The organism is Serratia marcescens subsp. marcescens ATCC 13880 (genome assembly GCF_017299535.1).
Taxonomy (GTDB): Bacteria; Pseudomonadota; Gammaproteobacteria; order Enterobacterales; family Enterobacteriaceae; genus Serratia; species Serratia marcescens.
In genome coordinates, this window is record NZ_CP071238.1 from 2,266,025 (window position 1) to 2,287,158 (window position 21,134).

Annotated in this window: 18 protein-coding genes, 3 tRNA genes, 1 other RNA gene and 1 pseudogene; 12 read left to right on the forward strand and 11 right to left on the reverse strand. The window is 58.9% G+C overall.

Annotated elements, in window-relative coordinates; translation table 11 throughout:
• Positions 1-54: 54 nt before the first annotated feature.
• Together rprA and ydiK are read right to left on the reverse strand one after the other, a co-directional pair.
• Positions 55-164, reverse strand: an RNA gene (rprA, locus tag J0F90_RS10900) — antisense sRNA RprA.
• Positions 165-422: 258 nt separating this feature from the next.
• A complete protein-coding gene (gene ydiK, locus J0F90_RS10905; RefSeq protein ID WP_033640500.1) occupies positions 423-1,523 on the reverse strand; it encodes an AI-2E family transporter YdiK in 1,101 nt (366 codons plus the stop codon).
• Positions 1,524-1,768: 245 nt separating this feature from the next.
• On the opposite strand from ydiK, the gene ydiJ reads away from it, so the two are divergent.
• The gene (gene ydiJ, locus J0F90_RS10910) at positions 1,769-4,825 is read left to right on the forward strand and encodes a D-2-hydroxyglutarate dehydrogenase YdiJ (protein ID WP_033640499.1); all 3,057 of its coding nucleotides are present in this window, start codon (positions 1,769-1,771) and stop codon (positions 4,823-4,825) included.
• Complete coding sequence (menI, locus tag J0F90_RS10915) at positions 4,822-5,238, forward strand: 1,4-dihydroxy-2-naphthoyl-CoA hydrolase (RefSeq protein ID WP_016927938.1); 417 nt, start codon at positions 4,822-4,824, stop codon at positions 5,236-5,238. Before ydiJ ends, menI begins: the two co-directional genes overlap by 4 nt.
• A 45-nt stretch (positions 5,239-5,283) precedes the next feature.
• Here menI and J0F90_RS10920 read toward each other — a convergent pair whose 3' ends face one another.
• Entirely contained in the window at positions 5,284-5,688 is a 405-nt protein-coding gene (locus tag J0F90_RS10920) for a hypothetical protein (RefSeq protein WP_004931369.1), read from the reverse strand.
• A gap of 526 nt (positions 5,689-6,214) precedes the next feature.
• Here J0F90_RS10920 and sufA point away from each other — a divergent pair.
• From sufA to J0F90_RS10955, 7 genes are all read left to right on the forward strand, one after another.
• Positions 6,215-6,586, forward strand: coding sequence for a Fe-S cluster assembly scaffold SufA (gene sufA, locus J0F90_RS10925; protein ID WP_004931368.1), 372 nt, complete (start codon positions 6,215-6,217; stop codon positions 6,584-6,586).
• Between the two features lie 14 nt (positions 6,587-6,600).
• Positions 6,601-8,097, forward strand: a complete 1,497-nt coding sequence (gene sufB, locus J0F90_RS10930; RefSeq protein ID WP_025302644.1) for a Fe-S cluster assembly protein SufB — start codon at positions 6,601-6,603, stop codon at positions 8,095-8,097.
• A gap of 43 nt (positions 8,098-8,140) precedes the next feature.
• On the forward strand, positions 8,141-8,887 hold the full coding sequence (sufC, locus tag J0F90_RS10935) for a Fe-S cluster assembly ATPase SufC (protein ID WP_016927936.1): 747 nt from the start codon (positions 8,141-8,143) through the stop codon (positions 8,885-8,887).
• Positions 8,862-10,148, forward strand: coding sequence for a Fe-S cluster assembly protein SufD (gene sufD / locus J0F90_RS10940; RefSeq protein ID WP_033640498.1), 1,287 nt, complete (start codon positions 8,862-8,864; stop codon positions 10,146-10,148). The genes sufC and sufD overlap by 26 nt, the downstream gene beginning before the upstream one ends.
• Positions 10,145-11,371 (forward strand): cysteine desulfurase SufS, encoded by a 1,227-nt coding sequence (gene sufS, locus J0F90_RS10945; RefSeq protein WP_033640497.1) that lies wholly within the window; start codon positions 10,145-10,147, stop codon positions 11,369-11,371. Before sufD ends, sufS begins: the two co-directional genes overlap by 4 nt.
• Positions 11,372-11,406: 35 nt before the next feature.
• Positions 11,407-11,823: a cysteine desulfuration protein SufE gene (gene sufE, locus J0F90_RS10950; protein WP_004931358.1), complete on the forward strand. Its 417-nt coding sequence runs from the start codon at positions 11,407-11,409 to the stop codon at positions 11,821-11,823.
• A gap of 296 nt (positions 11,824-12,119) precedes the next feature.
• Positions 12,120-13,133 (forward strand): L,D-transpeptidase family protein, encoded by a 1,014-nt coding sequence (locus J0F90_RS10955; protein ID WP_004931356.1) that lies wholly within the window; start codon positions 12,120-12,122, stop codon positions 13,131-13,133.
• A 142-nt stretch (positions 13,134-13,275) separates the two neighbouring features.
• Here the strand turns inward: J0F90_RS10955 and J0F90_RS10960 are convergent, their stop codons facing one another.
• The 7 genes from J0F90_RS10960 to J0F90_RS10990 form a co-directional block, all read right to left on the reverse strand.
• Entirely contained in the window at positions 13,276-13,512 is a 237-nt protein-coding gene (locus J0F90_RS10960; protein ID WP_004931354.1) for a major outer membrane lipoprotein, read from the reverse strand.
• A gap of 308 nt (positions 13,513-13,820) precedes the next feature.
• Positions 13,821-15,233, reverse strand: coding sequence for a pyruvate kinase PykF (gene pykF, locus J0F90_RS10965; RefSeq protein WP_016927933.1), 1,413 nt, complete (start codon positions 15,231-15,233; stop codon positions 13,821-13,823).
• 393 nt (positions 15,234-15,626) lie between these two features.
• Positions 15,627-15,932: a cupin domain-containing protein gene (locus J0F90_RS10970; protein WP_016927932.1), complete on the reverse strand. Its 306-nt coding sequence runs from the start codon at positions 15,930-15,932 to the stop codon at positions 15,627-15,629.
• Positions 15,933-16,053: 121 nt separating this feature from the next.
• Positions 16,054-16,130 (reverse strand) — tRNA-Val (locus J0F90_RS10975).
• A gap of 20 nt (positions 16,131-16,150) precedes the next feature.
• Positions 16,151-16,227, reverse strand: a tRNA-Val gene (locus tag J0F90_RS10980).
• Between the two features lie 20 nt (positions 16,228-16,247).
• Positions 16,248-16,324, reverse strand: a tRNA-Val gene (locus J0F90_RS10985).
• A gap of 181 nt (positions 16,325-16,505) precedes the next feature.
• Positions 16,506-17,882 carry an MATE family efflux transporter gene (locus J0F90_RS10990; RefSeq protein WP_028128174.1) on the reverse strand — a complete coding sequence of 459 codons (1,377 nt, stop codon included), beginning with the start codon at positions 17,880-17,882 and terminating at the stop codon, positions 16,506-16,508.
• Between the two features lie 239 nt (positions 17,883-18,121).
• On the opposite strand from J0F90_RS10990, the gene J0F90_RS10995 reads away from it, so the two are divergent.
• The 3 genes and pseudogenes from J0F90_RS10995 to J0F90_RS11005 all read left to right on the forward strand — a co-directional run bounded on the left by J0F90_RS10995 (position 18,122) and on the right by J0F90_RS11005 (position 19,764).
• Positions 18,122-18,772, forward strand: a complete 651-nt coding sequence (locus tag J0F90_RS10995) for a riboflavin synthase (RefSeq protein WP_016927930.1) — start codon at positions 18,122-18,124, stop codon at positions 18,770-18,772.
• Between the two features lie 116 nt (positions 18,773-18,888).
• Positions 18,889-19,416: pseudogene (locus J0F90_RS11000) on the forward strand (riboflavin synthase); the annotation flags it as partial.
• Between the two features lie 54 nt (positions 19,417-19,470).
• Complete coding sequence (locus J0F90_RS11005) at positions 19,471-19,764, forward strand: I78 family peptidase inhibitor (RefSeq protein ID WP_016927929.1); 294 nt, start codon at positions 19,471-19,473, stop codon at positions 19,762-19,764.
• Between the two features lie 72 nt (positions 19,765-19,836).
• On the opposite strand, the gene cfa is transcribed toward J0F90_RS11005, so the two are convergent.
• Positions 19,837-20,988 carry a cyclopropane fatty acyl phospholipid synthase gene (cfa, locus tag J0F90_RS11010; RefSeq protein ID WP_004931341.1) on the reverse strand — a complete coding sequence of 384 codons (1,152 nt, stop codon included), beginning with the start codon at positions 20,986-20,988 and terminating at the stop codon, positions 19,837-19,839.
• Positions 20,989-21,134: the final 146 nt, after the last annotated feature.

Below are 21,134 nucleotides of genomic sequence, written 5' to 3' on the forward strand. Positions count from 1 at the left end.
TTATTTCTGAATGTAAATAACGGCGCGTAAAATAATCAATTCGACGAAAAAAGAATAAAAAAAAGCCCACCGTAGGAGATGGGCAAAGACTACACACAGCAATTCACATGTATGGCATTACATTGTTCAGAAAGGTTGCTTTAAAATCAGTGATTTGAAGCAATAGATGGCCATAATACTAGATTTTTGAACGCGACTAGTCATTAAGAATCATCCTAATCGATAGCGGCATCACATTTTATTTGCGGTAGTTATCTCTTTTTTCCGTTTGCAACAAACAGGGATTTACATTGCACCTTTCATTCGCCGTACTGAAATCAATATAGGGCGGCATTATATTGGGCGGAGATATTACTCGAATGAGGTAGGAATAATGACGGGCGTGAAAAGTTCCGCCCGACGATGCGGGCGGAAGGGGGGAATTAGCGTTTTTCCAGATCTTCGATGACTTGCTCCGGTGCGGAGGTCGGCTCCGGCGCTTCATCCATCCAGGCGGTCAGCAGGCGATAAGATACCGCCAACACCACCGGGCCGATGAACAGGCCAATCATGCCGAAGGCCAGCAAACCGCCGATAACGCCGGACAGGATCAGCAGCAGCGGCAGGTCTGCGCCCATGCGGATCAGCACCGGGCGCAGCACGTTATCCAGCGTGGCCACCACGCAGCTCCAGACCAGCAGCACGGTGCCCCAGGTGGTGTCGCCGTGCCAGTACAGCCAGATGATGGCCGGCACCAGCACCAACAGCGGCCCCAATTGCGCCACGCAGCAGATAAAGATCAGCATCGTCAGCAGAGTGGCGGCAGGAATGCCGCTTATCGCCAGACCGATGCCGCCCAGCACCGACTGCACCAACGCCGTCACCACCACGCCCAGCGCGACGGCGCGGATCGCCTGGCCGCCCAGCAGCACCGCCGCATCGCCGCGTTTGGAACCGAGGCGCACCGCAAAGTGACGGATACCCAGCGCCACCTGCTCGCCGCGCGCATACAACAAGGCGCTGAACAGCAGCATCAGCGCGCAGTGCAGCAGCAGACGACCGATATGCGCCGCCTGCGCCACGAACCAGGTGGCGGTTTGGCCGAAGTACGGCTGCACCTTCGCCAGCAGCGCAGCGCCGCCGGCGTTAACCAATGTGTGGTAGCTGGTATAGAGCCTGTCGCCGATCATCGGCACGGACTGCAGCCAGGCGAGATCGGGAATGTGCAGCTTGCCGGGCGAACTGGCCCAGGCGATCAGCGGCGCGCTGTTATCCACCACGCTGCTGATCAGCAGGGAAATAGGCAGAATGAACAGCAGGATCAGCAGCAGGGTCATGACCAACACCGCCATCGAGCGGCGGCCCCACAGCAGCTTTTGCAGTTTGAGCAGCAACGGCCAGGTGGCGATCACCACCATGCCCGCCCAGGCGAAGCCGAGAATAAACGGTTGGATCACCCAAAAACAGGCAACGATCATGATGGCGATAAACAGCACGCCGAAAATAATTCGCGGTAAGTCGTAACGCGATTGCGGGAGTGGCATCAGTGGGTTCTCATCCTGGTCAATTAAATCCCTGGCACCGGCGAATCGGGGTGCCTGTCAGTCGGTTTATCACCGTCGGGCGGCCGCCTGTGGCGCCGCTCGCAGGGCGGTAATAATGTGAATGCCTTCACTAAACGAGTATGTTAGTTTTTAGTGTCACTAAAAAATAGGGTGGGTCTGAATTAAAGGCCCGATTCAGCGTACATCAGCGCATAAAAAATAGACGGACAGGGTCAAAAAAGCGAATGATCCCACAGATTTCTCAGGCGCCCGGCCTCGTTCAACGGGTGCTCGACTTTTTGGAAGCACTGAAGCAAAACGGATTCAACGGCGATACCGCCACCAGCTATGCCGACCGGCTGACGATGGCCACCGACAACAGTATCTATCAGCTGCTGCCCGATGCGGTGGTGTTCCCCCGTTCCACTGCCGATGTGGCGCTGATCGCCCGTCTGGCCGGAGAAGAGCGCTTCAATACGCTGACCTTCAGCCCGCGCGGCGGCGGCACCGGCACCAACGGCCAGTCGCTCAATACCGGCATCGTGGTCGATATGTCGCGCCACATGAACCGCATTCTGGAGATCAACGTCGAACAAGGCTGGGTGAAAGTCGAAGCCGGCGTGATCAAGGATCAGCTGAATCAATACCTGCGGCCGTTCGGCTACTTCTTCTCGCCGGAACTGTCCACCAGCAACCGCGCCACGCTGGGGGGCATGATCAACACCGATGCTTCCGGCCAGGGCTCGCTGGTGTACGGCAAAACCTCCGATCACGTGTTGGGCCTGCGGGCGGTGCTGCTGGGCGGCGAGATGATCGATACCCGCGCCATGCCGACAGCGCTGGCGGAAACGATTGCTCAGGAAGAGACCGCCGAAGGGCGCATCTACCGCACGGTGCTCAACCGCTGCCGCGAGCAGCGCGCGCTGATCCTGGAGAAATTCCCCAAGCTAAACCGCTTCCTCACCGGTTACGATCTGCGCCACGTACTGAGCGACGATCTGCAAACCTTCGATTTGACGCGTATTCTGACCGGCGCCGAGGGCACGCTGGCGTTTATCACCGAGGCGCGGCTGGACATCACGCCGCTGCCGAAAGTGCGCCGTCTGGTCAACGTGAAGTACGACTCCTTTGACTCTGCGCTGCGCAATGCGCCCTTTATGGTCGAGGCCAAGGCGCTGTCGGTGGAAACCATCGATTCCAAGGTGCTGAACCTGGCGCGTGAAGACATTGTTTGGCACTCGGTGAACGAACTGATCGCCGACGTGCCGGATAAAGAGATGCTCGGGCTGAACATCGTCGAGTTCGCCGGCGACGATCGGGCGCTGATCGACGGCCAGATGGAAGCCCTGTGCCAACGGCTGGACGAATTGATCGCGCAGCGGCAGGGCGGCGTGATCGGCTACCAGATCTGCGGCGATCTGGCTGGCATCGAGCGCATTTACAACATGCGCAAGAAGGCGGTCGGGCTGCTGGGCAACGCCAAAGGGCGCGCCAAGCCGATTCCGTTCGCCGAGGACACCTGCGTGCCGCCGCAACATCTGGCGGACTATATCGTCGAATTTCGGCAACTGCTCGATGACCACAATCTGAGCTATGGCATGTTTGGCCACGTCGACGCCGGGGTGCTGCACGTGCGCCCGGCGCTTGACATGTGCGACCCGCAGCAGGAAGTGCTGATGAAGCAGATCTCCGATCGGGTGGTGGCGCTGACCGCCAAATACGGCGGCCTGCTGTGGGGAGAGCACGGCAAGGGATTCCGCGCGGAATACAGCCCTGAATTCTTCGGGGAAACGCTGTATGAAGAGCTGCGCCGCATCAAGGCGGCATTCGATCCGGATAATCGCCTGAACCCAGGCAAGATCTGTTCGCCGCTGGCGGTCGATGCGCCGATGATGCAGGTGGACGCGGTCAAACGCGGCACCTTCGATCGCCAGATCCCGGTCGAGGTGCGCACCTCGTTCCGCGGCGCACTGGAGTGTAACGGCAACGGCCTGTGCTTCAACTTCGACGTGCGTAGCCCGATGTGCCCATCGATGAAGATCAGCAGCAACCGCATTCATTCGCCAAAAGGGCGGGCGACGCTGGTGCGCGAGTGGCTGCGTCTGTTGGCCGAGCAGGGCGTCGATCCGTTGGCGCTGGAGAAACAGCTGCCGCAGCAGCGCCTCAGCTTGCGTGGCCTGATCGAGAAAACCCGCAACAGCTGGCATGCCGGCAAGGGCGAGTATGACTTCTCACACGAAGTGAAAGAGGCGATGTCCGGCTGTCTGGCCTGTAAGGCCTGTTCCACCCAGTGCCCCATCAAGATTGACGTGCCGGGGTTCCGTTCGCGCTTCCTGCAGCTTTACCATACCCGCTACCTGCGCCCGGTGAGTGACTACATGGTCGCCGGCGTGGAGAGCTATACCCCATTGATGGCCCGCGCGCCGAAGGTGTTCAACTTCTTCTTCCGCCAGCCGTGGCTGCGAGAGATGAGCCGCAACGCCATCGGCATGGTCGATCTGCCGCTGTTGTCCAGCCCGACGCTGCGTCAGCAGCTGTCCGGCCACCGCGCGACCACGCTGACGCTGGAGCAGCTGGAAGGGCTGAGCGCCGAGCAGCGCGCAGAACACGTGTTGATCGTCCAGGATCCGTTCACCAGCTATTACGACGCCAAAGTGGTGGCGGACTTTGTCCGGCTGGTGGAGAAGCTCGGCTATAAACCGGTGCTGCTGCCGTTCTCGCCGAACGGCAAGGCGCAACATGTGAAAGGTTTCCTGACGCGGTTCGCCCGCACCGCGCGCAAAACCGCCGATTTCCTCAACCGCGTGGCGCAGCTTGGCATGCCGCTGGTGGGCGTCGATCCGGCGCTGGTGCTGTGTTACCGCGACGAATACCGCGAGATCCTCGGCGCCGAGCGCGGCGATTTCCAGGTGCAGCTGGTGCATGAATGGCTGCAGCAGCGGATCGCGGATCGCGCCGAACAGCCGGCGACCGGCGAGCCGTGGTATCTGTTCGGCCACTGTACCGAAACCACCGCGCTGCCGGCCAGCGGCCAACAGTGGGCGGCGATCTTCGCCCGCTTCGGCGCCAAACTGGAGAACGTCAGCGTCGGCTGCTGCGGCATGGCGGGCACTTACGGCCATGAAGCCAAGAACCTGCAAAACTCGCTCGGCATTTATGAGCTATCATGGCATCCGACGCTACAGCGTTTGCCGCGGCAGCGCTGCCTGGCGACCGGCTATTCCTGCCGCAGCCAGGTGAAACGCATCGAGGGCAATGGCGTGCGCCACCCATTACAGGCACTTCTGGAGATGATTGAGTGAAATTGTGGAAACGTGAAACGTCGCTGGAGCAGCTGAACCGCGCCGGTGACGGCTGCATGGTCAGCCATGTGGGCATCGAGTTTACCCAGCTGGGCGAGGATTTCCTCGAGGCCACCATGCCGGTCGATGGCCGCACCCGGCAGCCGTTCGGGCTGTTGCACGGCGGGGCGTCGGTGGTGCTGGCGGAATCGATGGGATCGATGGCCGGTTACCTGTGCAGTGAGGGCGAGCAGAAAGTGGTGGGGCTGGAGATCAACGCCAACCACCTGCGCGCGGTGTTCGATGGCCAGGTGCGCGGGGTGTGCCGCGCGCTGCACGTTGGCCGCCGTCATCAGGTATGGCAAATCGAGATCTTCGACGCGCGCGATCGGCTGTGCTGCACTTCGCGTCTGACCACGGCGGTCATCGACTGATCCCCGCCGGTTTCCGCAGGCGCTCGGCCTGCGGAGCCTTTCGCTTTACAGCTGAAACGGCACGCGTTTGACGAAGTCCTTCTGAAACGCGTTCGCCTTCTCCCAGGTGCCTTCCATTGCGTATTTTTGGCAGATCAGCGTCAGCGTATGGCGCGCGAAGTGGTAACTTTGCACCCGAAACAGCTGGCAACGCTGCGGATTGTTGATCTCGACGATCAGCCGGTTGTGCAGCTTGCTGAGCGCGTGCAGGTAGCTGTCGTCGTCGCCGTTCTCCAGACACAGATTGGCCATGGTAAGGCTGACGCTGTTGTACCGCTTCAGGTGGTCGATATTGCATTCCGGGCGCCGTAGCGCCGCTTCGGCCATGTAAAAGTCCACCGTGGCGTCGCGCACGCTGAATTTGTAGTCATCAATCTTGCCCAGCAACCATGCGTTGATCGAAAGAGTCATTGGCTTCGCGCTCAAATTACAATTGAATGATAATCATTATCATATAAACTGCCGCGTTGCCGATCAATCCCCGGCGTGGCGTTTTTTCATCGCGTGAGGTGTAAAAGGCTACCGACGACCCAACTTGAGCCTGAGCGACTAAACTTTAACCTGAGGGCGCGCGCTTGCACTGCGCCACGAAATGCCGATAAACGCACATTTACGACAGACAGAATGCAGAAATAGGTATTTTCTATGAATGTTTAGATCGGCAATGCACCGCGGCGCTGTAACGCTGACGGGCCACCGGGGAGTGCGGTACGGTGATGCAGGATAAAGAACAAATTCATAGGGATAGCATGCACACCTTGCCGCCGGACGCCGCAAGCCGCCACGGATGTCCCGCTGGCTTGCCGCACGCCGCAGCGAAAAACCGCGCTCGCGGCGGATACCCCCGCAAAACAAACGGTTGAAGTGATAATCGTTATCACTAACATATAAGCAACCCAGATTGGCTGTGGCCAAACACGAGTGTGAGGTAGACCCTATGCAAACGGAAAATGTCGGCACTTTTTCTCTGGATGAAAATGTCTGGCAAGGCATTTCGCTCAGCGACAGCGCCGTACGACAAATAACCAAACTGATGCAGCAGGATCCGCAGGTGAAAGGGCTGCAGCTAGGGGTGAAACAATCCGGCTGCGCCGGCTTTGCCTATGTGCTGGATCTGACCCGCGAACCCGCCGATGACGATCTGCTGTTTGAGCGCGACGGCGCCAAACTCTACGTGCCGCTGAAGGCCATGCCGTTCATCGATGGCACCACGGTAGATTACGTCCGCGAAGGGCTGAATCAGATATTCAAATTCAACAACCCTAAAGCTCAGCATGCCTGCGGGTGCGGCGAGAGCTTTGGCGTTTGAGCGATGCAATCAACATGACACGAAGCAATGTAGAAATGCCTAATGAAGTGCAGGCTTGGGTCAGCGAAGGTCGCTACAAAGAAGGTTTCTTCACCCAGCTGGCAACCGATGAGTTGGCCAAAGGCATCAACGAAGAGGTGGTGCGCGCCATCTCGGCCAAGCGCAACGAACCCGAGTGGATGCTGGAATTCCGCCTCGAAGCCTACCGCGCCTGGCTGCAGATGGAGGAGCCGCACTGGCTGAAGGCCAATTACGAACGTCTGAACTACCAGGACTACAGTTACTATTCGGCGCCGTCCTGCGGCAGCTGCGACGATGCTTGCGGTTCGCAACCCGGCGCCGAGCAGCAACCGGGCGCGGCGACGGAAAAAGATTACCTGACCAGCGAAGTGGAGCTGGCGTTCAACCAGCTCGGCGTACCGGTGCGCGAGGGCAGCGAGGTGGCGGTGGACGCCATCTTCGACTCGGTCTCGGTCGCCACCACCTACCGTGAAAAACTGGCGGAGAGCGGGGTGATCTTCTGCTCGTTCGGCGAAGCGATCCAGGAATACCCGGATCTGGTGCGTCAGTACCTGGGGCGCGTAGTGCCGTCCAACGATAACTTCTTCGCTGCGCTGAACGCCGCGGTGGCCTCCGACGGCACCTTCGTCTATGTGCCGAAAGGCGTGCGCTGCCCGATGGAGCTGTCGACCTATTTCCGCATCAACGCCGCCAAAACCGGCCAGTTCGAGCGCACCATCCTGATCGCCGACGAAGGCAGCTACGTCAGCTATATCGAAGGCTGTTCCGCCCCGGTGCGCGACAGCTACCAGCTGCACGCGGCGGTGGTGGAAGTGATCCTGCATAAAGACGCCGAAGTGAAATACTCGACGGTGCAGAACTGGTTCTCCGGCGGCGAGAGCAAGGGCGGTATCCTCAACTTTGTCACCAAGCGCGCGCTGTGCGAAGGCGCCGGTTCGAAAATGTCCTGGACCCAGTCGGAAACCGGCTCGGCCATCACCTGGAAATACCCGAGCGTGATTTTGCAGGGCGACAACTCGATCGGCGAATTCTTCTCGGTGGCGCTGACCAGCGGCCATCAGCAGGCGGATACCGGCACCAAGATGATCCACATCGGCAAAAACACCAAGTCGACCATCATCGCCAAAGGCATCTCCGCCGGCCACAGCGAGAACACCTATCGCGGCCTGGTGAAAATCCTGCCGGGGGCGGAAAACGCCCGTAATTTTACCCAGTGCGACTCGATGCTGATCGGGCCGGACAGCGGCGCCCACACGTTCCCTTACGTTGAAGCGCGCAACAACAGCGCGCAGCTGGAGCACGAAGCCACCACCTCGAAGATCGGCGATGACCAGCTGTTCTACTGCCTGCAGCGCGGCATCAGCGAGGATGACGCCATTTCGATGATCGTCAACGGTTTCTGCAAGGACGTTTTCTCCGAGCTGCCGCTGGAGTTCGCCGTCGAGGCGCAAAAACTTCTGGCCATCAGCCTGGAACACAGCGTGGGTTAATCGCCGCATTTTTAGCGCCGTCGGCGCTATCTGAGGACACAGCATGTTAAGCATCAAGAATTTGAAAGTCAGCGTGGAAGGCAACGAAATCCTCAAGGGATTGGATCTGGAGATCAAACCGGGCGAAGTGCACGCCATCATGGGGCCGAACGGCTCGGGCAAGAGCACGCTGTCCGCCACGTTGGCCGGGCGTGAAGAATATGAAGTGACCGAAGGGGAAGTCACCTTCAAAGGCAAGGATCTGCTGGAGCTGGATCCGGAAGATCGCGCGGGCGAGGGCGTGTTTCTGGCCTTCCAGTACCCGGTGGAGATCCCCGGCGTCAGCAACCACTTCTTCCTGCAGACATCGGTCAACGCGGTGCGCAAATACCGCGAACAGGAGCCACTGGATCGCTTTGACTTCGCCGATTTCATCGAAGAGAAAATCGCGCTGCTGGACATGCCGGCCGATCTGTTGACCCGTTCGGTCAACGTCGGCTTCTCCGGCGGCGAGAAAAAACGCAACGACATTCTGCAGATGGCGGCGCTGGAACCGGATTTGTGCATTCTCGATGAAACCGACTCCGGCCTGGACATCGATGCGCTCAAGATCGTCGCCAACGGCGTCAACTCGCTGCGGGACGGCAAGCGCGCCTTTATCATCGTTACCCACTACCAGCGCATTCTGGACTATATCCAGCCGGATTACGTACACGTACTGTCGCAGGGGCGCATCGTCAAATCCGGTGATTTCTCGCTGGTGAAACAGTTGGAGGAGCAGGGCTATGGCTGGCTTACCGACCAACAGTAATTCAAACGCGCTGCAGCAGCTGTATCGCCTGTTCGAAGGCCGCGGCGGCGAGCGTTCGCCGCATGCGCTGGCGCACTGGCAGCAGGCGCTGCGCCTCGGCTGGCCGACGCGCAAGCATGAAAACTGGAAATACACGCCGCTGGAGAGCCTGCTGGAGCAGCAATTCCTCGAACCGCAGCCCGCCCCGGTGAGCGCAGAGCAGCTCGATGCGCTGGCGCTCGGCATCGATGCCTGTCGGCTGGTGTTTATCGACGGCCGCTACAGCGCCGCGCTGAGCGATGGCGACTTGAGCGATTACCAGTTCGAGTTGACCGCCTATGGCACGCCTCAGGCGTTGCCGGAGCCGATCCAGCCGGAGATTTTTCTGCACCTGACCGAAAGCCTGGCGCAGGAAACCAGCCTGATTCGCTTGCCGGCCGGCAAGATCCCTGCACGCCCGCTGTATCTGCTGCACATCAGCAGCGGACGCGGCGCAGCCGGGGAAGTGAACACCGTGCATCACCGCCATCATCTGGAGATCGGGCGCGGGGCTGAGGCGGAAGTGATCGAACACTACGTCAGCCTGGGCGAGGCCGCGCACTTCACCGGCGCGCGCCTGACCGCCAATGTGGCGGACAACGCCGGGCTGTTGCACTGCAAGCTGGCGTTTGAGAGCCAGCCAAGCTACCACTTTGCCCACAACGATCTGGTTATCGGCCGCGACGCGCGGGTGAAAAGCGACAGCTTCCTGCTGGGCGCCGGCCTGACGCGGCACAACACCAGCGCGCAGTTGAACGGCGAAGGCGCGAATCTGGTGATCAACAGCCTGGTGCTGCCGGTGGGCAAAGAGATCTGCGACACCCGCACCTATCTGGAGCACAATAAGGGCTATTGCGAAAGCCGGCAGCTGCATAAAACCGTGGTCAGCGATCGCGGCAAGGCGGTGTTCAACGGCATGATCAAAGTGGCCAAGCACGCGATCAAAACCGACGGCCAGATGACCAACCATAACCTGCTGTTGGGCAAGGTGGCAGAAGTGGATACCAAGCCGCAGCTGGAGATCTACGCAGACGACGTCAAGTGCAGCCACGGCGCCACCGTGGGGCGCATCGATGAAGAGCAGCTGTTCTATCTGCAGTCGCGCGGCATCGACAAGCACGCGGCGCAGCAGATGATCATCTTCGCCTTCGCCGCCGAGCTGACCGAAGGCATCGCCAACGACACCATCCGGGAACGGGTGCTGGCTCGCATCGCCCAGCGCCTGCCGGGGGAGGCTGCATGAGTTATCCGATTGAACGCGTACGCGGCGATTTCCCGCTGTTGGCGCGTGAGGTGAACGGCCAACCGCTGGCCTATCTCGACAGCGCCGCCAGCGCGCAGAAACCGCAGGCGGTGATCGACCGTGAGCTGGAGTTCTACCGCCACGGTTATGCGGCGGTGCATCGCGGCATCCACACCCTGAGCGCCGAGGCGACTCAGCAGATGGAAGCGGTGCGGGAACAGGCGGCGCGCTTTATCAATGCCGCCTCGGCGGAAGAGATGGTGTTCGTCAAGGGCACCACCGAAGGCATCAACCTGGTGGCCAACAGCTTTGGCCGCCACCTGCTGCAGCCGGGCGATGCAATTCTCATCACCGAGATGGAGCACCACGCCAACATCGTGCCGTGGCAGATGCTGGCGCAAGAGCGTGGGTTGCAGCTGCGGGTGTGGCCGCTGCAGCCGGACGGCACGCTGGATCTGGCGCGGTTGCCGGAACTGGTCGACGCGTCCTGCAAACTGCTGGCGCTGACCGAGGTCTCCAACGTGCTGGGCACCGTCAACCCGGTGCGCGACATCATCGCCCGCGCCAGAACCCTGGCGCCGGATCTGACGGTGCTGGTGGACGGCGCGCAGGCGGTGATGCACCAGCGCGTCGATGTCCAGGCGCTGGACTGCGATTTCTACGTGTTTTCCGGCCATAAGCTGTATGGCCCTTCCGGCATCGGCATGCTGTATGGCCGCCAGGCGTTGTTGCAGCAGATGCCGCCGTGGGAAGGGGGCGGCTCGATGATCCGGCAGGTCAGCCTGACGGCGGGCACCACCTTCGCCGATCCGCCGTGGCGCTTCGAGGCCGGTTCGCCGAACACCGCCGGCATCATGGGGCTGGGCGCGGCGTTTGATTACGTCGAAGCTTTGAGCCTGAATGCGATCCACGATTATGAACAGTCGCTGATGCATTACGCGCTCGAGGCGCTCAAGCAGGTGCCGACGCTGAAAATCTATGGTCCGGCGCATCGCGCCGGGGTGATCGCCTTTAATTTGGGGGAACACCACGCCTATGACGTCGGCAGCTTCCTCGATCAGTACGGTATCGCCATTCGCACCGGCCATCACTGCGCGATGCCGCTGATGGCGTTTTATCAGGTGCCGAGCATGTGCCGCGCTTCGCTGGCGTTATATAATACCCGCGAAGAGGTGGACCGGCTGGTGGCCGGGCTGCAACGCATTCATCAGCTATTAGGTTAGGCCGGGGCGCGTCCCCGGCGTACAAAAGGATCCCCATGGCGAATTTGCCGGACAAAGATAAATTGGTGCGTAATTTCTCCCGCTGTCTGAACTGGGAGGAGAAATACCTGTACGTGATTGAACTCGGCGCCAAATTGCCGCCGCTGGACGAGGCCGAGCGGCAGGCCGGCAACCTGATCTCCGGCTGTCAGAGCCAGGTGTGGATCGTGATGCGTCGCGATGAGCAGGGGCAGGTCGAGTTTCACGGCGACAGCGACGCGGCGATCGTCAAAGGGCTGCTGGCGGTGGTGTTCATTCTTTATCGTCAATTGACGCCGCAGCAGATCGTCGATCTCGATGTGCGGCCGTTTTTCACCGAGCTGGCGCTCAGCCAACATCTGACGCCTTCGCGCTCACAAGGGCTGGAGGCGATGATCCGCGCCATTCGCAGTAAAGCGGCGCAGCTGGCCTGACCCATAACGCCCTTATCCTCAAGACTCATTGATATCTTCGCTTTGTCAATGAGTCTTTACAATTCACGGTTTTCCCCCGAACAACGCGCCCAATTCAGTGATATTTCAGCAGCTTATCTGTTGACGTTTCGTTGACAATCAATGACGGCGATTACGTTATAACGTGTTGATTTTTAGAGGACTTATTGCCTTTGATACCAGCGTTGCTAGTATTAATCAGGTATTGTCTGATTTACCCACCACCAGGCGCTCGTTAGCCTTGTGGGCGAACCGTCATAAAAAATATAGGGATGATAATGAAACGTGCGTTGAGTTTAATGGGCATGGTCTTCGCCACCGTATTGGCCGGCACGCAGGCCGCCAGTGCGACCGAGTACCCGCTGCCGCCGCCGGACAGCCGTCTGATCGGCGAAAACACCACTTATACCGTGCCAAACGACGGCCGCCCGCTGGAAGCCATCGCCGCTGACTACAAGATCGGTCTGCTGGGCATGCTGGAAGCCAACCCGGGCACTGACCCGTTCCTGCCCAAGCCGGGTACGGTGCTGACCATTCCGACCCAAATGCTGCTGCCTGACACCAAGCGTGAAGGGATCATCGTCAACCTGGCCGAACTGCGCCTTTATTACTACCCGAAAGGCGAGAACAAAGTGATTGTCTATCCGATCGGCATCGGCCAGACCGGGATGCACACGCCGCTGGAGGTGACCTCCATCAGCCAGAAGATCCCTAATCCGACCTGGACGCCCACCGCCAACATCCGCAAGCGCTATCAATCCCAGGGCGTGACGTTGCCTGCGGTGGTGCCGGCCGGCCCTGAAAACCCGATGGGGCTGTTCGCCCTGCGTCTGGCGATGGGGCGCGGTGAATACCTGATCCACGGCACCAACGCCAACTTCGGTATCGGCATGCGCGTCAGCTCCGGCTGCATTCGTCTGCGTCCGACGGACATCGAGGCGCTGTTCAACATGGTGCCGCGCGGCACGCGGGTGCAAGTGATCAACGATCCGGTGAAGATTTCCGTCGAGCCGGACGGCAAACGCTATGTGGAAGTGCACCAGCCGCTGTCGCGGGTAGAAAGTGATGATCCGCAGACCATGCCGATCGCGTTGTCTAAAGCGGAGAAAGCCTTTGCGGCCGATGGGCAAACCGATCGCGCCGTATTCGATAGCGCGGTTGTACGCCGTTCTGGCATGCCGGTGCTGGTCAACGTAGGGGAGAGCCCGTCGGCGGTGAGTTTGACGCCTGCAGCGGCTCCTGCGGCGAATAAGAGCCCATTCAAGGCAGCGCCAATCAGTTCGGTGAACTAAGTTTGCAGGATTGAGCGGTCGAAGAGGGGTTCAGCGTGCTGAACCTCTTTTTTTTGCTTGCCGTGCAGGCAACATCCAGTGCTGACGGACAGACAAAAAAAACGGCGCACAATGTGCGCCGTTTTCAATAACCAAAGCTATCTTACTTTTTGTAAGCGTGAGCTTGGTTGTCCAGACGCTGGTTAGCGCGTGCTGCGTCGTCTTTAGCAGCTTGAACGTCAGAACGCATTGCGTTCACGTCGTTGCTCAGCTGATCAACTTTAGCGTTCAGAGTCTGAACGTCAGAAGACAGTTGATCGATTTTAGCGTTGCTAGAGCAGCCAGCCAGCAGAGTGGAACCCAGGATTACCGCGCCCAGTACCAGTTTAGTACGATTCATTATAACACCCTCTAGATTGAGTTAATCTCCATGTAGCGTTACAAGTATTACACAAACTTTTTTCGAAAGAGAATAATTTTTTAGTGTTGAGGTGCTTTATTTTGATCGTTCGCTCAAACTTGCATCTGGTTTTACAAATTAGTTAAAAAAACGAGGGAAAACAGCCGGCTTCCATGGGACTACTCCGATTCTTTATTAGCTAAATAATGAGCGGATCGCGGTTGCGTTTTGAGAAAAATAGTTTACTGCTGATAAAAAAAACGCCGCAAAGCGGCGTTTTGATCAAGACAATTATGTCACGTTTTATATTACAGCACGTGTACCGAGGCCGTGTTGGTGGTGCCGCTCGGCACCAGCGCGCCGGAAACCATCACCACGACGTCGCCTTTCTGCGCCAGGCCGCTGGCCAGGGCGGCTTCTTTACCGATGCGGTAGAAGTCGTCAGTAGAGGCGATTTCCTTGACCATCTGCGGAATGACGCCTTTGCTCAGCACCAGCTGATGCGCGGTAGTTTCATTGGTGGTCAGCGCCAGGATCACCGCGTTCGGGAAGTATTTACGCACGGATTTCGCCGATTTGCCGCCGCTGGTGGCGACCACGATCAGCGGCGCGTCCAGTTTCTCGGCGGTTTCAACCGCGCCGCGGCACACCGCTTCGGTGATGCGCAGCTTGCGGCGATCGTTCAGGGAGTCGATGCGGCTAGGCATCACGCGATCGGTGCGCTCGCAGATGGTCGCCATGATGTTGACCGCTTCCAGCGGGTATTTGCCCTTGGCGCTCTCGCCGGACAGCATGACGGCATCGGTGCCGTCCAGGATGGCGTTGGCGACGTCGCCGGCTTCCGCGCGGGTAGGGCGCGGGTTTTTGATCATGGAATCGAGCATCTGGGTGGCGGTGATGACCACTTTACGCGCGCGGTTGCATTTTTCGATCATCATCTTCTGGGCGAAGATCACTTCTTCTACCGGGATCTCGACGCCCAGATCGCCACGGGCAACCATGATGCCATCGGACGCTTCGAGGATTTCGTCGAAGTTGTTCAGGCCTTCCTGGTTTTCGATCTTGGAGATGATCTGGATCTGCTCGCCGCCGTGGGCTTTCAGGTGCTCGCGGATCTCCAGCACGTCGGAGCGTTTGCGGATAAAGGACGCCGCCACGAAGTCGACGCCTTGCTCGCAGCCGAAGATCAGGTCGCGTTTGTCTTTTTCGGCCAGCGCAGGCAGCTGGATGGACACGCCCGGCAGGTTGACGCCCTTGTTCTCGCCCAGGTCGCCGTTGTTCAGCACCTTGCAAATGACTTCGTTCTCGGTCACGTTGGTGACTTCCATGCCGATCAGGCCGTCGTCAACCAGCACGGTGTTGCCGATCTTCAGGTCGGCGGCGAAGCCGGCGTAGGTGACCGCTACGCGATCGCTGTTGCCGATCACGCTCTGGTCGGTGGTGAAGGTGAAGGTTTGGCCGGCGACCAGCGAGGCGTCTTTACCGCCTTCCAGTTTCATGGTGCGAATTTCCGGGCCTTTGGTATCCAGCAGGATGCCGGCGTTGATACCGGTTTTCGCCATCACGGCGCGCATGTTCTTGATGCGGTTGCCGTGCTCTTCATAGTCGCCGTGAGAGAAGTTGAGACGCATCACGTTCATGCCCGCATTAAGCAGGTTGGTCAGCATTTCTTCCGATTCGGTTTTTGGACCGATGGTACAAACAATTTTGGTCTTTTTCATGGCGGAGTTTTCTACAAGTTGTGATGGATAAAAAAACGAATTTGACCGGCGTTGTTTACGCCGATAGGGAATTTGAGCCGTGCCTGGTGGTGAAAAACATAGTTAAGGATAGGTGACGACAGTTGAAGTGGGGCGGAAAAATTCAGCCCGCGCGGGGGCGCGGAGATGCTGCGCAACGGGGTGAGATCACATCGTGTTGTTATTGCGTTTTCGCAGATCAAGGGCTGAAACCATTCAACTGATAGACGTTGCGCATTATAAAGGCTAAGCGGCGGGAAACAAAATAAAAAACCGCGGCGGTGTGGCGGATATGTCAAAACAGGGGCAAATGTGGCGCAAATGCAACGCGTTGCGCACCGCTTGTTGCGCAAATAACCTTGCTGTAAATATGGCTTAGCGCGTTTGCGGGATTTCCAGCAGCACGCCGGCGCTCAGGCAGAAGCAGCCGCTGGCGACGTTGGCCGGCAGGGTCAGGCTCTCGCCGGCACGTACTATCCGGGTGTCGCCGCCGAGGGTGAACTCGAATTCGCCGGATATCACCCGGGTTTGCCGCGCGTGCGCGGGCTTTTGCAGTTGGCCGAAGGCGCCGGCCTCGAAACGCACTTCCGCCGCCGGCGAACCGTCGCTCATCACGCCTTCACGGCGGGCAAGGCCATTGTCGAGCGGTAAAAAGGCGGTTTTGGCGGTGAAGGTGGTCATGTGGCGTTCCTGATGGCTGATGGCGGTAGTTCGGCGCAATCGACATGAAAAATCGAACGGTCGGGCAGAGACGAAACAACGGGAAGTATAACGCGATAGGGGGAGAGATGAATCAGCAATATGGTGCGTCCGAGTGGACTCGAACCACCGACCCCCACCATGTCAAGGTGGTGCTCTAACCAACTGAGCTACGGACGCACTGCGCTGCTTCTGAAATTTGGTGCGTCCGAGTGGACTCGAACCACCGACCCCCACCATGTCAAGGTGGTGCTCTAACCAACTGAGCTACGGACGCACTGTACTGCTTCTGGAATTTGGTGCGTCCGAGTGGACTCGAACCACCGACCCCCACCATGTCAAGGTGGTGCTCTAACCAACTGAGCTACGGACGCATCTTTTCCTGTCTGTCATGGCTGACAGCGGGGACGAATATTAACGAGCTACCTGCGTGCTGGCAAGGGGAAAAGCGCAATTTTATTCGGTATTTCACGCGATTGCTGAGGTTGTGCGCAGTCCGGCGTTTTTTTCCGCAAACCGCGACCCGGCCGGGGAGGAAACCGGCCGGGCGCGGGTTCAGCGCGTGGATCGCTGCAGAATGACGGCGGTCGGCTGTTTCTGCAGCCAGCGCATGCGCAGCGCCATCATGATGGCGGCGAAGGTCAGGCCGATGATAAAGCCGATCCAGAAACCGCTTGGCCCCATCGCCGGCACCACCGCATCGGTTAACGCCAGCAGATAGCCGCTCGGCAGGCCCAACACCCAATAAGCGATAAAGGTGATGAAGAAGATCGCGCGGGTATCTTTATAACCGCGCAGCACGCCGCTGCCGATCACCTGGACCGAATCCGAGATCTGGTACAGCGCCGCCAGCAGCATCAACTGCGAGGCCATCGCCACCACCGCCGGGCTGTCGTTGTACAGCAGGGCGATCGGTTCGCGGAAAGTGGCGGTAAACAGCGCGGTACAAACGGCCATGGTGATACCGACGCCGATGGCGGAGTAAGCGGCGACGCGCGCGCCTTCGACCGAACCTTCCCCCAGACGATAACCGACGCGGATGGTGGCGCCGACGCCCAGCGACAGCGGCAGCACGAACATCAGCGCGCTGAAGTTAAGCGCGATCTGGTGGCCGGCGACCGCGACGATCCCGAGCGGCGAAACCAGCAGCGCCACCACCGCGAACAGCGTGACTTCGAAGAACAGCGCCAGCGCCACCGGCATGCCGATGCCGATCAGGCGCTTCAGCGCCGCCCAGTCCGGGCTGCCGAGATCGCCTGCCTGTCGCTTGATGTCGCGCTGCGACGGCGCGCGCTTCACGTACCAGCGCATCATCAGGAACATGATCCAGTAGACGCTGCCGGTGGCGACGCCGCAGCCGACGCCGCCCAACTCCGGCATGCCGAACTTGCCGTAGATAAAGATGTAGTTGATCGGGATATTCACCAGCAGGCCGAGGAAGCCGATCACCATGCCGGGCTTGGTTTTGGACAGCCCTTCACACTGGTTGCGCATCACCTGGAAGAACAGGTAACCCGGCGCCCCCCACATGATGGCGTGCAGATAACCGACGGCTTTATCCGCCAACTGCGGATCGATGTTGTGCATCATGTCGATGACGAACTTGCAGTTATACAGCACGACGATCAGCAGCACGGACACGCCGGAGGCCAGCCAGAAGCCCTGACGCACCTGATGGGCGATGCGATCGCGACGGCCGGCGCCGTTGAGCTGGGCGATCACCGGGGTCAGCGCCAGCAGCAGGCCGTGGCCGAACAAAATGGCCGGCAGCCAGATCGAGGTGCCGACCGCCACCGCCGCCATGTCGGTGGCGCTGTAAGCGCCGGCCATGATGGTATCCACCACGCCCATGGCGGTTTGCGATATTTGCGCGATGATGACCGGGATAGCGAGAGCCAATAAACTACGCGCTTCAATTAAGTACTTCTGCACGCATACACCTTTTCTATTTATATATGTGGGAGGGAGGGCTGCCGCGAGAGGACAACAATTAAAATAGTGGAATTTTGTCAAAAAGATTGTACCTGCTTGGCGCCGTTAAGCAAACGCCGCAGATAAAGAGTTATTAAATGCGCAGCCATTCGTTTTTTGCCGTCGCGGATTTGGTTTTCAGCGCCAACTGGGGCAAACTGCCGGTAGCGTTTTAACCTATTTAGCAAGAAGAGGCACATATGTTCACCGGTATCGTACAGGGCACCGCGCCGTTGGTCGCCATTGATGAGAAACCCAATTTCCGCACCCACGTGATCGAAATGCCTGCCGAGCTGCTGCCGGGGCTGGAGCTGGGCGCGTCGGTGGCGCATAACGGCTGCTGCCTGACCGTCACCGCGGTGGAAGGCAACCGCGTCAGCTTTGATTTGATCAAGGAAACGCTGCGCCTGACCAACCTCGGCGATCTGGCGCTGGGCGACATCGTCAATATCGAGCGCGCGGCGAAATTCAATGATGAAATTGGCGGTCATTTGATGTCCGGCCATATTATCTGCACGGCGGAAGTGGCCAAAATTTATACCTCGGAAAATAACCGCCAGGTATGGCTGCGCATGCCGAATGCGGAATTGATGAAATATGTGCTGCACAAAGGTTTCATCGGCATCGACGGCATTAGCCTGACCATCGGTGAAGTGGTGAATAACCGTTTCTGCGTGCACCTTATCCCGGAAACGCTGGATCGCACCACGCTGGGTAAGAAACGCCTCGGCGACAAGGTGAACATCGAGATCGATCCGCAAACGCAGGCGGTGGTGGACACCGTCGAGCGCGTGCTGGCCAATCGGGAAGCGACGTTGGCAGCGGCGATGGCGCCGGCGCACAAAGACTGACAGCGATTCTGGCGTGACCGCCGGCATCGAATCATAAGCAGAGAGGAGAAACGCGTGAAGTTTTATGGGAAAACGTTGTTGTTAACCGCGTTGCTGGCGCTGAGCGCTTGCAGCAGGTGGCGCATAACGGCTGCTGCCTGACCGTCACCGCGGTGGAAGGCAACCGCGTCAGCTTTGATTTGATCAAGGAAACGCTGCGCCTGACCAACCTCGGCGATCTGGCGCTGGGCGACATCGTCAATATCGAGCGCGCGGCGAAATTCAATGATGAAATTGGCGGTCATTTGATGTCCGGCCATATTATCTGCACGGCGGAAGTGGCCAAAATTTATACCTCGGAAAATAACCGCCAGGTATGGCTGCGCATGCCGAATGCGGAATTGATGAAATATGTGCTGCACAAAGGTTTCATCGGCATCGACGGCATTAGCCTGACCATCGGTGAAGTGGTGAATAACCGTTTCTGCGTGCACCTTATCCCGGAAACGCTGGATCGCACCACGCTGGGTAAGAAACGCCTCGGCGACAAGGTGAACATCGAGATCGATCCGCAAACGCAGGCGGTGGTGGACACCGTCGAGCGCGTGCTGGCCAATCGGGAAGCGACGTTGGCAGCGGCGATGGCGCCGGCGCACAAAGACTGACAGCGATTCTGGCGTGACCGCCGGCATCGAATCATAAGCAGAGAGGAGAAACGCGTGAAGTTTTATGGGAAAACGTTGTTGTTAACCGCGTTGCTGGCGCTGAGCGCTTGCAGCAGTTCGCCTGAGCAGGGCGCTGGCGCTCAAATGGCCGATGCGGACGATACCTGTGGCGCATCGCAGTATCAAAACTTCGTCGGCAAACCGATGACCTCGTTGGAAGGCGTGCGGATCGACGCCAAGGTGCGAGCCATTCCGTACAACTCTGCCGTCACCATGGATTTCAACCTGCGCCGCCTGAACTTCCTTGGCGACAGCGACGATAAAATCATCCGCGTTTACTGCGGCTAAGCCGCCTGGTTAGAAAGAACAAAAAAGCCCCGGCGATGAGGTTGCCGGGGCTTTTTTTATTAGGGGGAGCGTTCAGCGTGCGACGCGGATGCCGCCTTCCACGCCTTTCGGGCTGAACACCACCTGCCATAGCTGCAGATCGCGCGCCCGGAACGCGCCGGCGCAGGCGTTCAGATAATAGCTGAACATCCGTTCGAAGCGCTCGGAATAGCGCTCGGCGAGCTGCGGCCACGCCTGTTTGAAGCGCTCGAACCAGGCCATCAGCGTGCGATCGTAGTCGGCGCCGATGTTGTGCCAGTCTTCCATCACGAAATGGCCTTCGCTGGCCTCGGCGATATGTCTCACTGAGGGCAGGCAGCCGTTCGGGAAGATATATTTGTTGATCCAGGGATCGACGTTCATGTCGGTCTTGTTGGAGCCGATGGTGTGCAGCAGGAACAGGCCGTGCGGTGCCAGATTGCGCTCCACCACGTCGAAATAGGTGCGGTAGTTTTTCGGCCCGACATGCTCGAACATGCCAACGGACACGATGCGATCGAACTGCTGATGCAGATCGCGATAATCCTGCAACAGGATCTGCACATCCAGCCCGGCGCAGCGCGCCTGAGCCAGCTTCTGCTGTTCGGCGGAAATGGTCACGCCGACCACCGACACGCCGTAATTTTTCGCCGCATAGGCGGAAAGGCCGCCCCAGCCGCAGCCGATGTCCAGCAAACGCATGCCCGGCTGCAGCTGCAGTTTCTCGCAGATCATCCGCAGCTTGGCTTCCTGCGCTTCCTCCAGCGTGGTGGCGTCTTTCCAGTAGCCGCAGGAATATTGCATGTAAGGATCGAGCATCAGGGTAAACAGATCGTTGCCAAGATCGTAATGCTCTTTGCCGACGATCCAGGCGCGCTTTTTCGATTGCAGATTGGTCAGGCGCGCGGCGGCGATACGCAGGGTATCTTTCAGGTGGTGGGGGAGTTTCTTCTCCAGCCCGGCGCTGACCACGCGCTGAAAGAACATATCCAGCCGCTCGCACTCCCACCAACCGTCCATATAGCTTTCGCCCAGGCCCAGTGACCCTTGCTGCAAAACGCGTTTAAAGAATTCGGGATTTTTAACCTGAATATCGAAAGGGCGCGATCCGTTGATTTCGATACCGGCCAGACCGAGCATTTCGTGCGCGATACGGTACCACTGGTTATCCTGGATGCTCAGATCTTCTATACACGATGAACTCATAGCTTCTCCATCACCTTCTTCTGACTGATGACCCGTTAGGAAACAGCTTAGACAATTTCTGCGGGTGCATACGTATACCAACGGGAAATAAGCCCGCGGCGTCTGATATCCGACTATGAACAGAGGAAATTTAAAGAAACGGCCCG

What these genes read in the sequence shown, in the direction of transcription:
- ydiK (WP_033640500.1), bottom strand. Translation starts at nt 1,523, where the DNA reads ATGCCACTCCCGCAATCGCGTTACGACTTACCGCGAATTATTTTCGGC.
- ydiJ (WP_033640499.1), top strand. Translation starts at nt 1,769, where the DNA reads ATGATCCCACAGATTTCTCAGGCGCCCGGCCTCGTTCAACGGGTGCTC.
- J0F90_RS10920 (WP_004931369.1), bottom strand. Translation starts at nt 5,688, where the DNA reads ATGACTCTTTCGATCAACGCATGGTTGCTGGGCAAGATTGATGACTAC.
- sufA (WP_004931368.1), top strand. Translation starts at nt 6,215, where the DNA reads ATGCAAACGGAAAATGTCGGCACTTTTTCTCTGGATGAAAATGTCTGG.
- sufB (WP_025302644.1), top strand. Translation starts at nt 6,601, where the DNA reads ATGACACGAAGCAATGTAGAAATGCCTAATGAAGTGCAGGCTTGGGTC.
- sufC (WP_016927936.1), top strand. Translation starts at nt 8,141, where the DNA reads ATGTTAAGCATCAAGAATTTGAAAGTCAGCGTGGAAGGCAACGAAATC.
- sufD (WP_033640498.1), top strand. Translation starts at nt 8,862, where the DNA reads ATGGCTGGCTTACCGACCAACAGTAATTCAAACGCGCTGCAGCAGCTG.
- sufS (WP_033640497.1), top strand. Translation starts at nt 10,145, where the DNA reads ATGAGTTATCCGATTGAACGCGTACGCGGCGATTTCCCGCTGTTGGCG.
- sufE (WP_004931358.1), top strand. Translation starts at nt 11,407, where the DNA reads ATGGCGAATTTGCCGGACAAAGATAAATTGGTGCGTAATTTCTCCCGC.
- J0F90_RS10955 (WP_004931356.1), top strand. Translation starts at nt 12,120, where the DNA reads ATGAAACGTGCGTTGAGTTTAATGGGCATGGTCTTCGCCACCGTATTG.
- J0F90_RS10960 (WP_004931354.1), bottom strand. Translation starts at nt 13,512, where the DNA reads ATGAATCGTACTAAACTGGTACTGGGCGCGGTAATCCTGGGTTCCACT.
- pykF (WP_016927933.1), bottom strand. Translation starts at nt 15,233, where the DNA reads ATGAAAAAGACCAAAATTGTTTGTACCATCGGTCCAAAAACCGAATCG.
- J0F90_RS10970 (WP_016927932.1), bottom strand. Translation starts at nt 15,932, where the DNA reads ATGACCACCTTCACCGCCAAAACCGCCTTTTTACCGCTCGACAATGGC.
- J0F90_RS10995 (WP_016927930.1), top strand. Translation starts at nt 18,122, where the DNA reads ATGTTCACCGGTATCGTACAGGGCACCGCGCCGTTGGTCGCCATTGAT.
- cfa (WP_004931341.1), bottom strand. Translation starts at nt 20,988, where the DNA reads ATGAGTTCATCGTGTATAGAAGATCTGAGCATCCAGGATAACCAGTGG.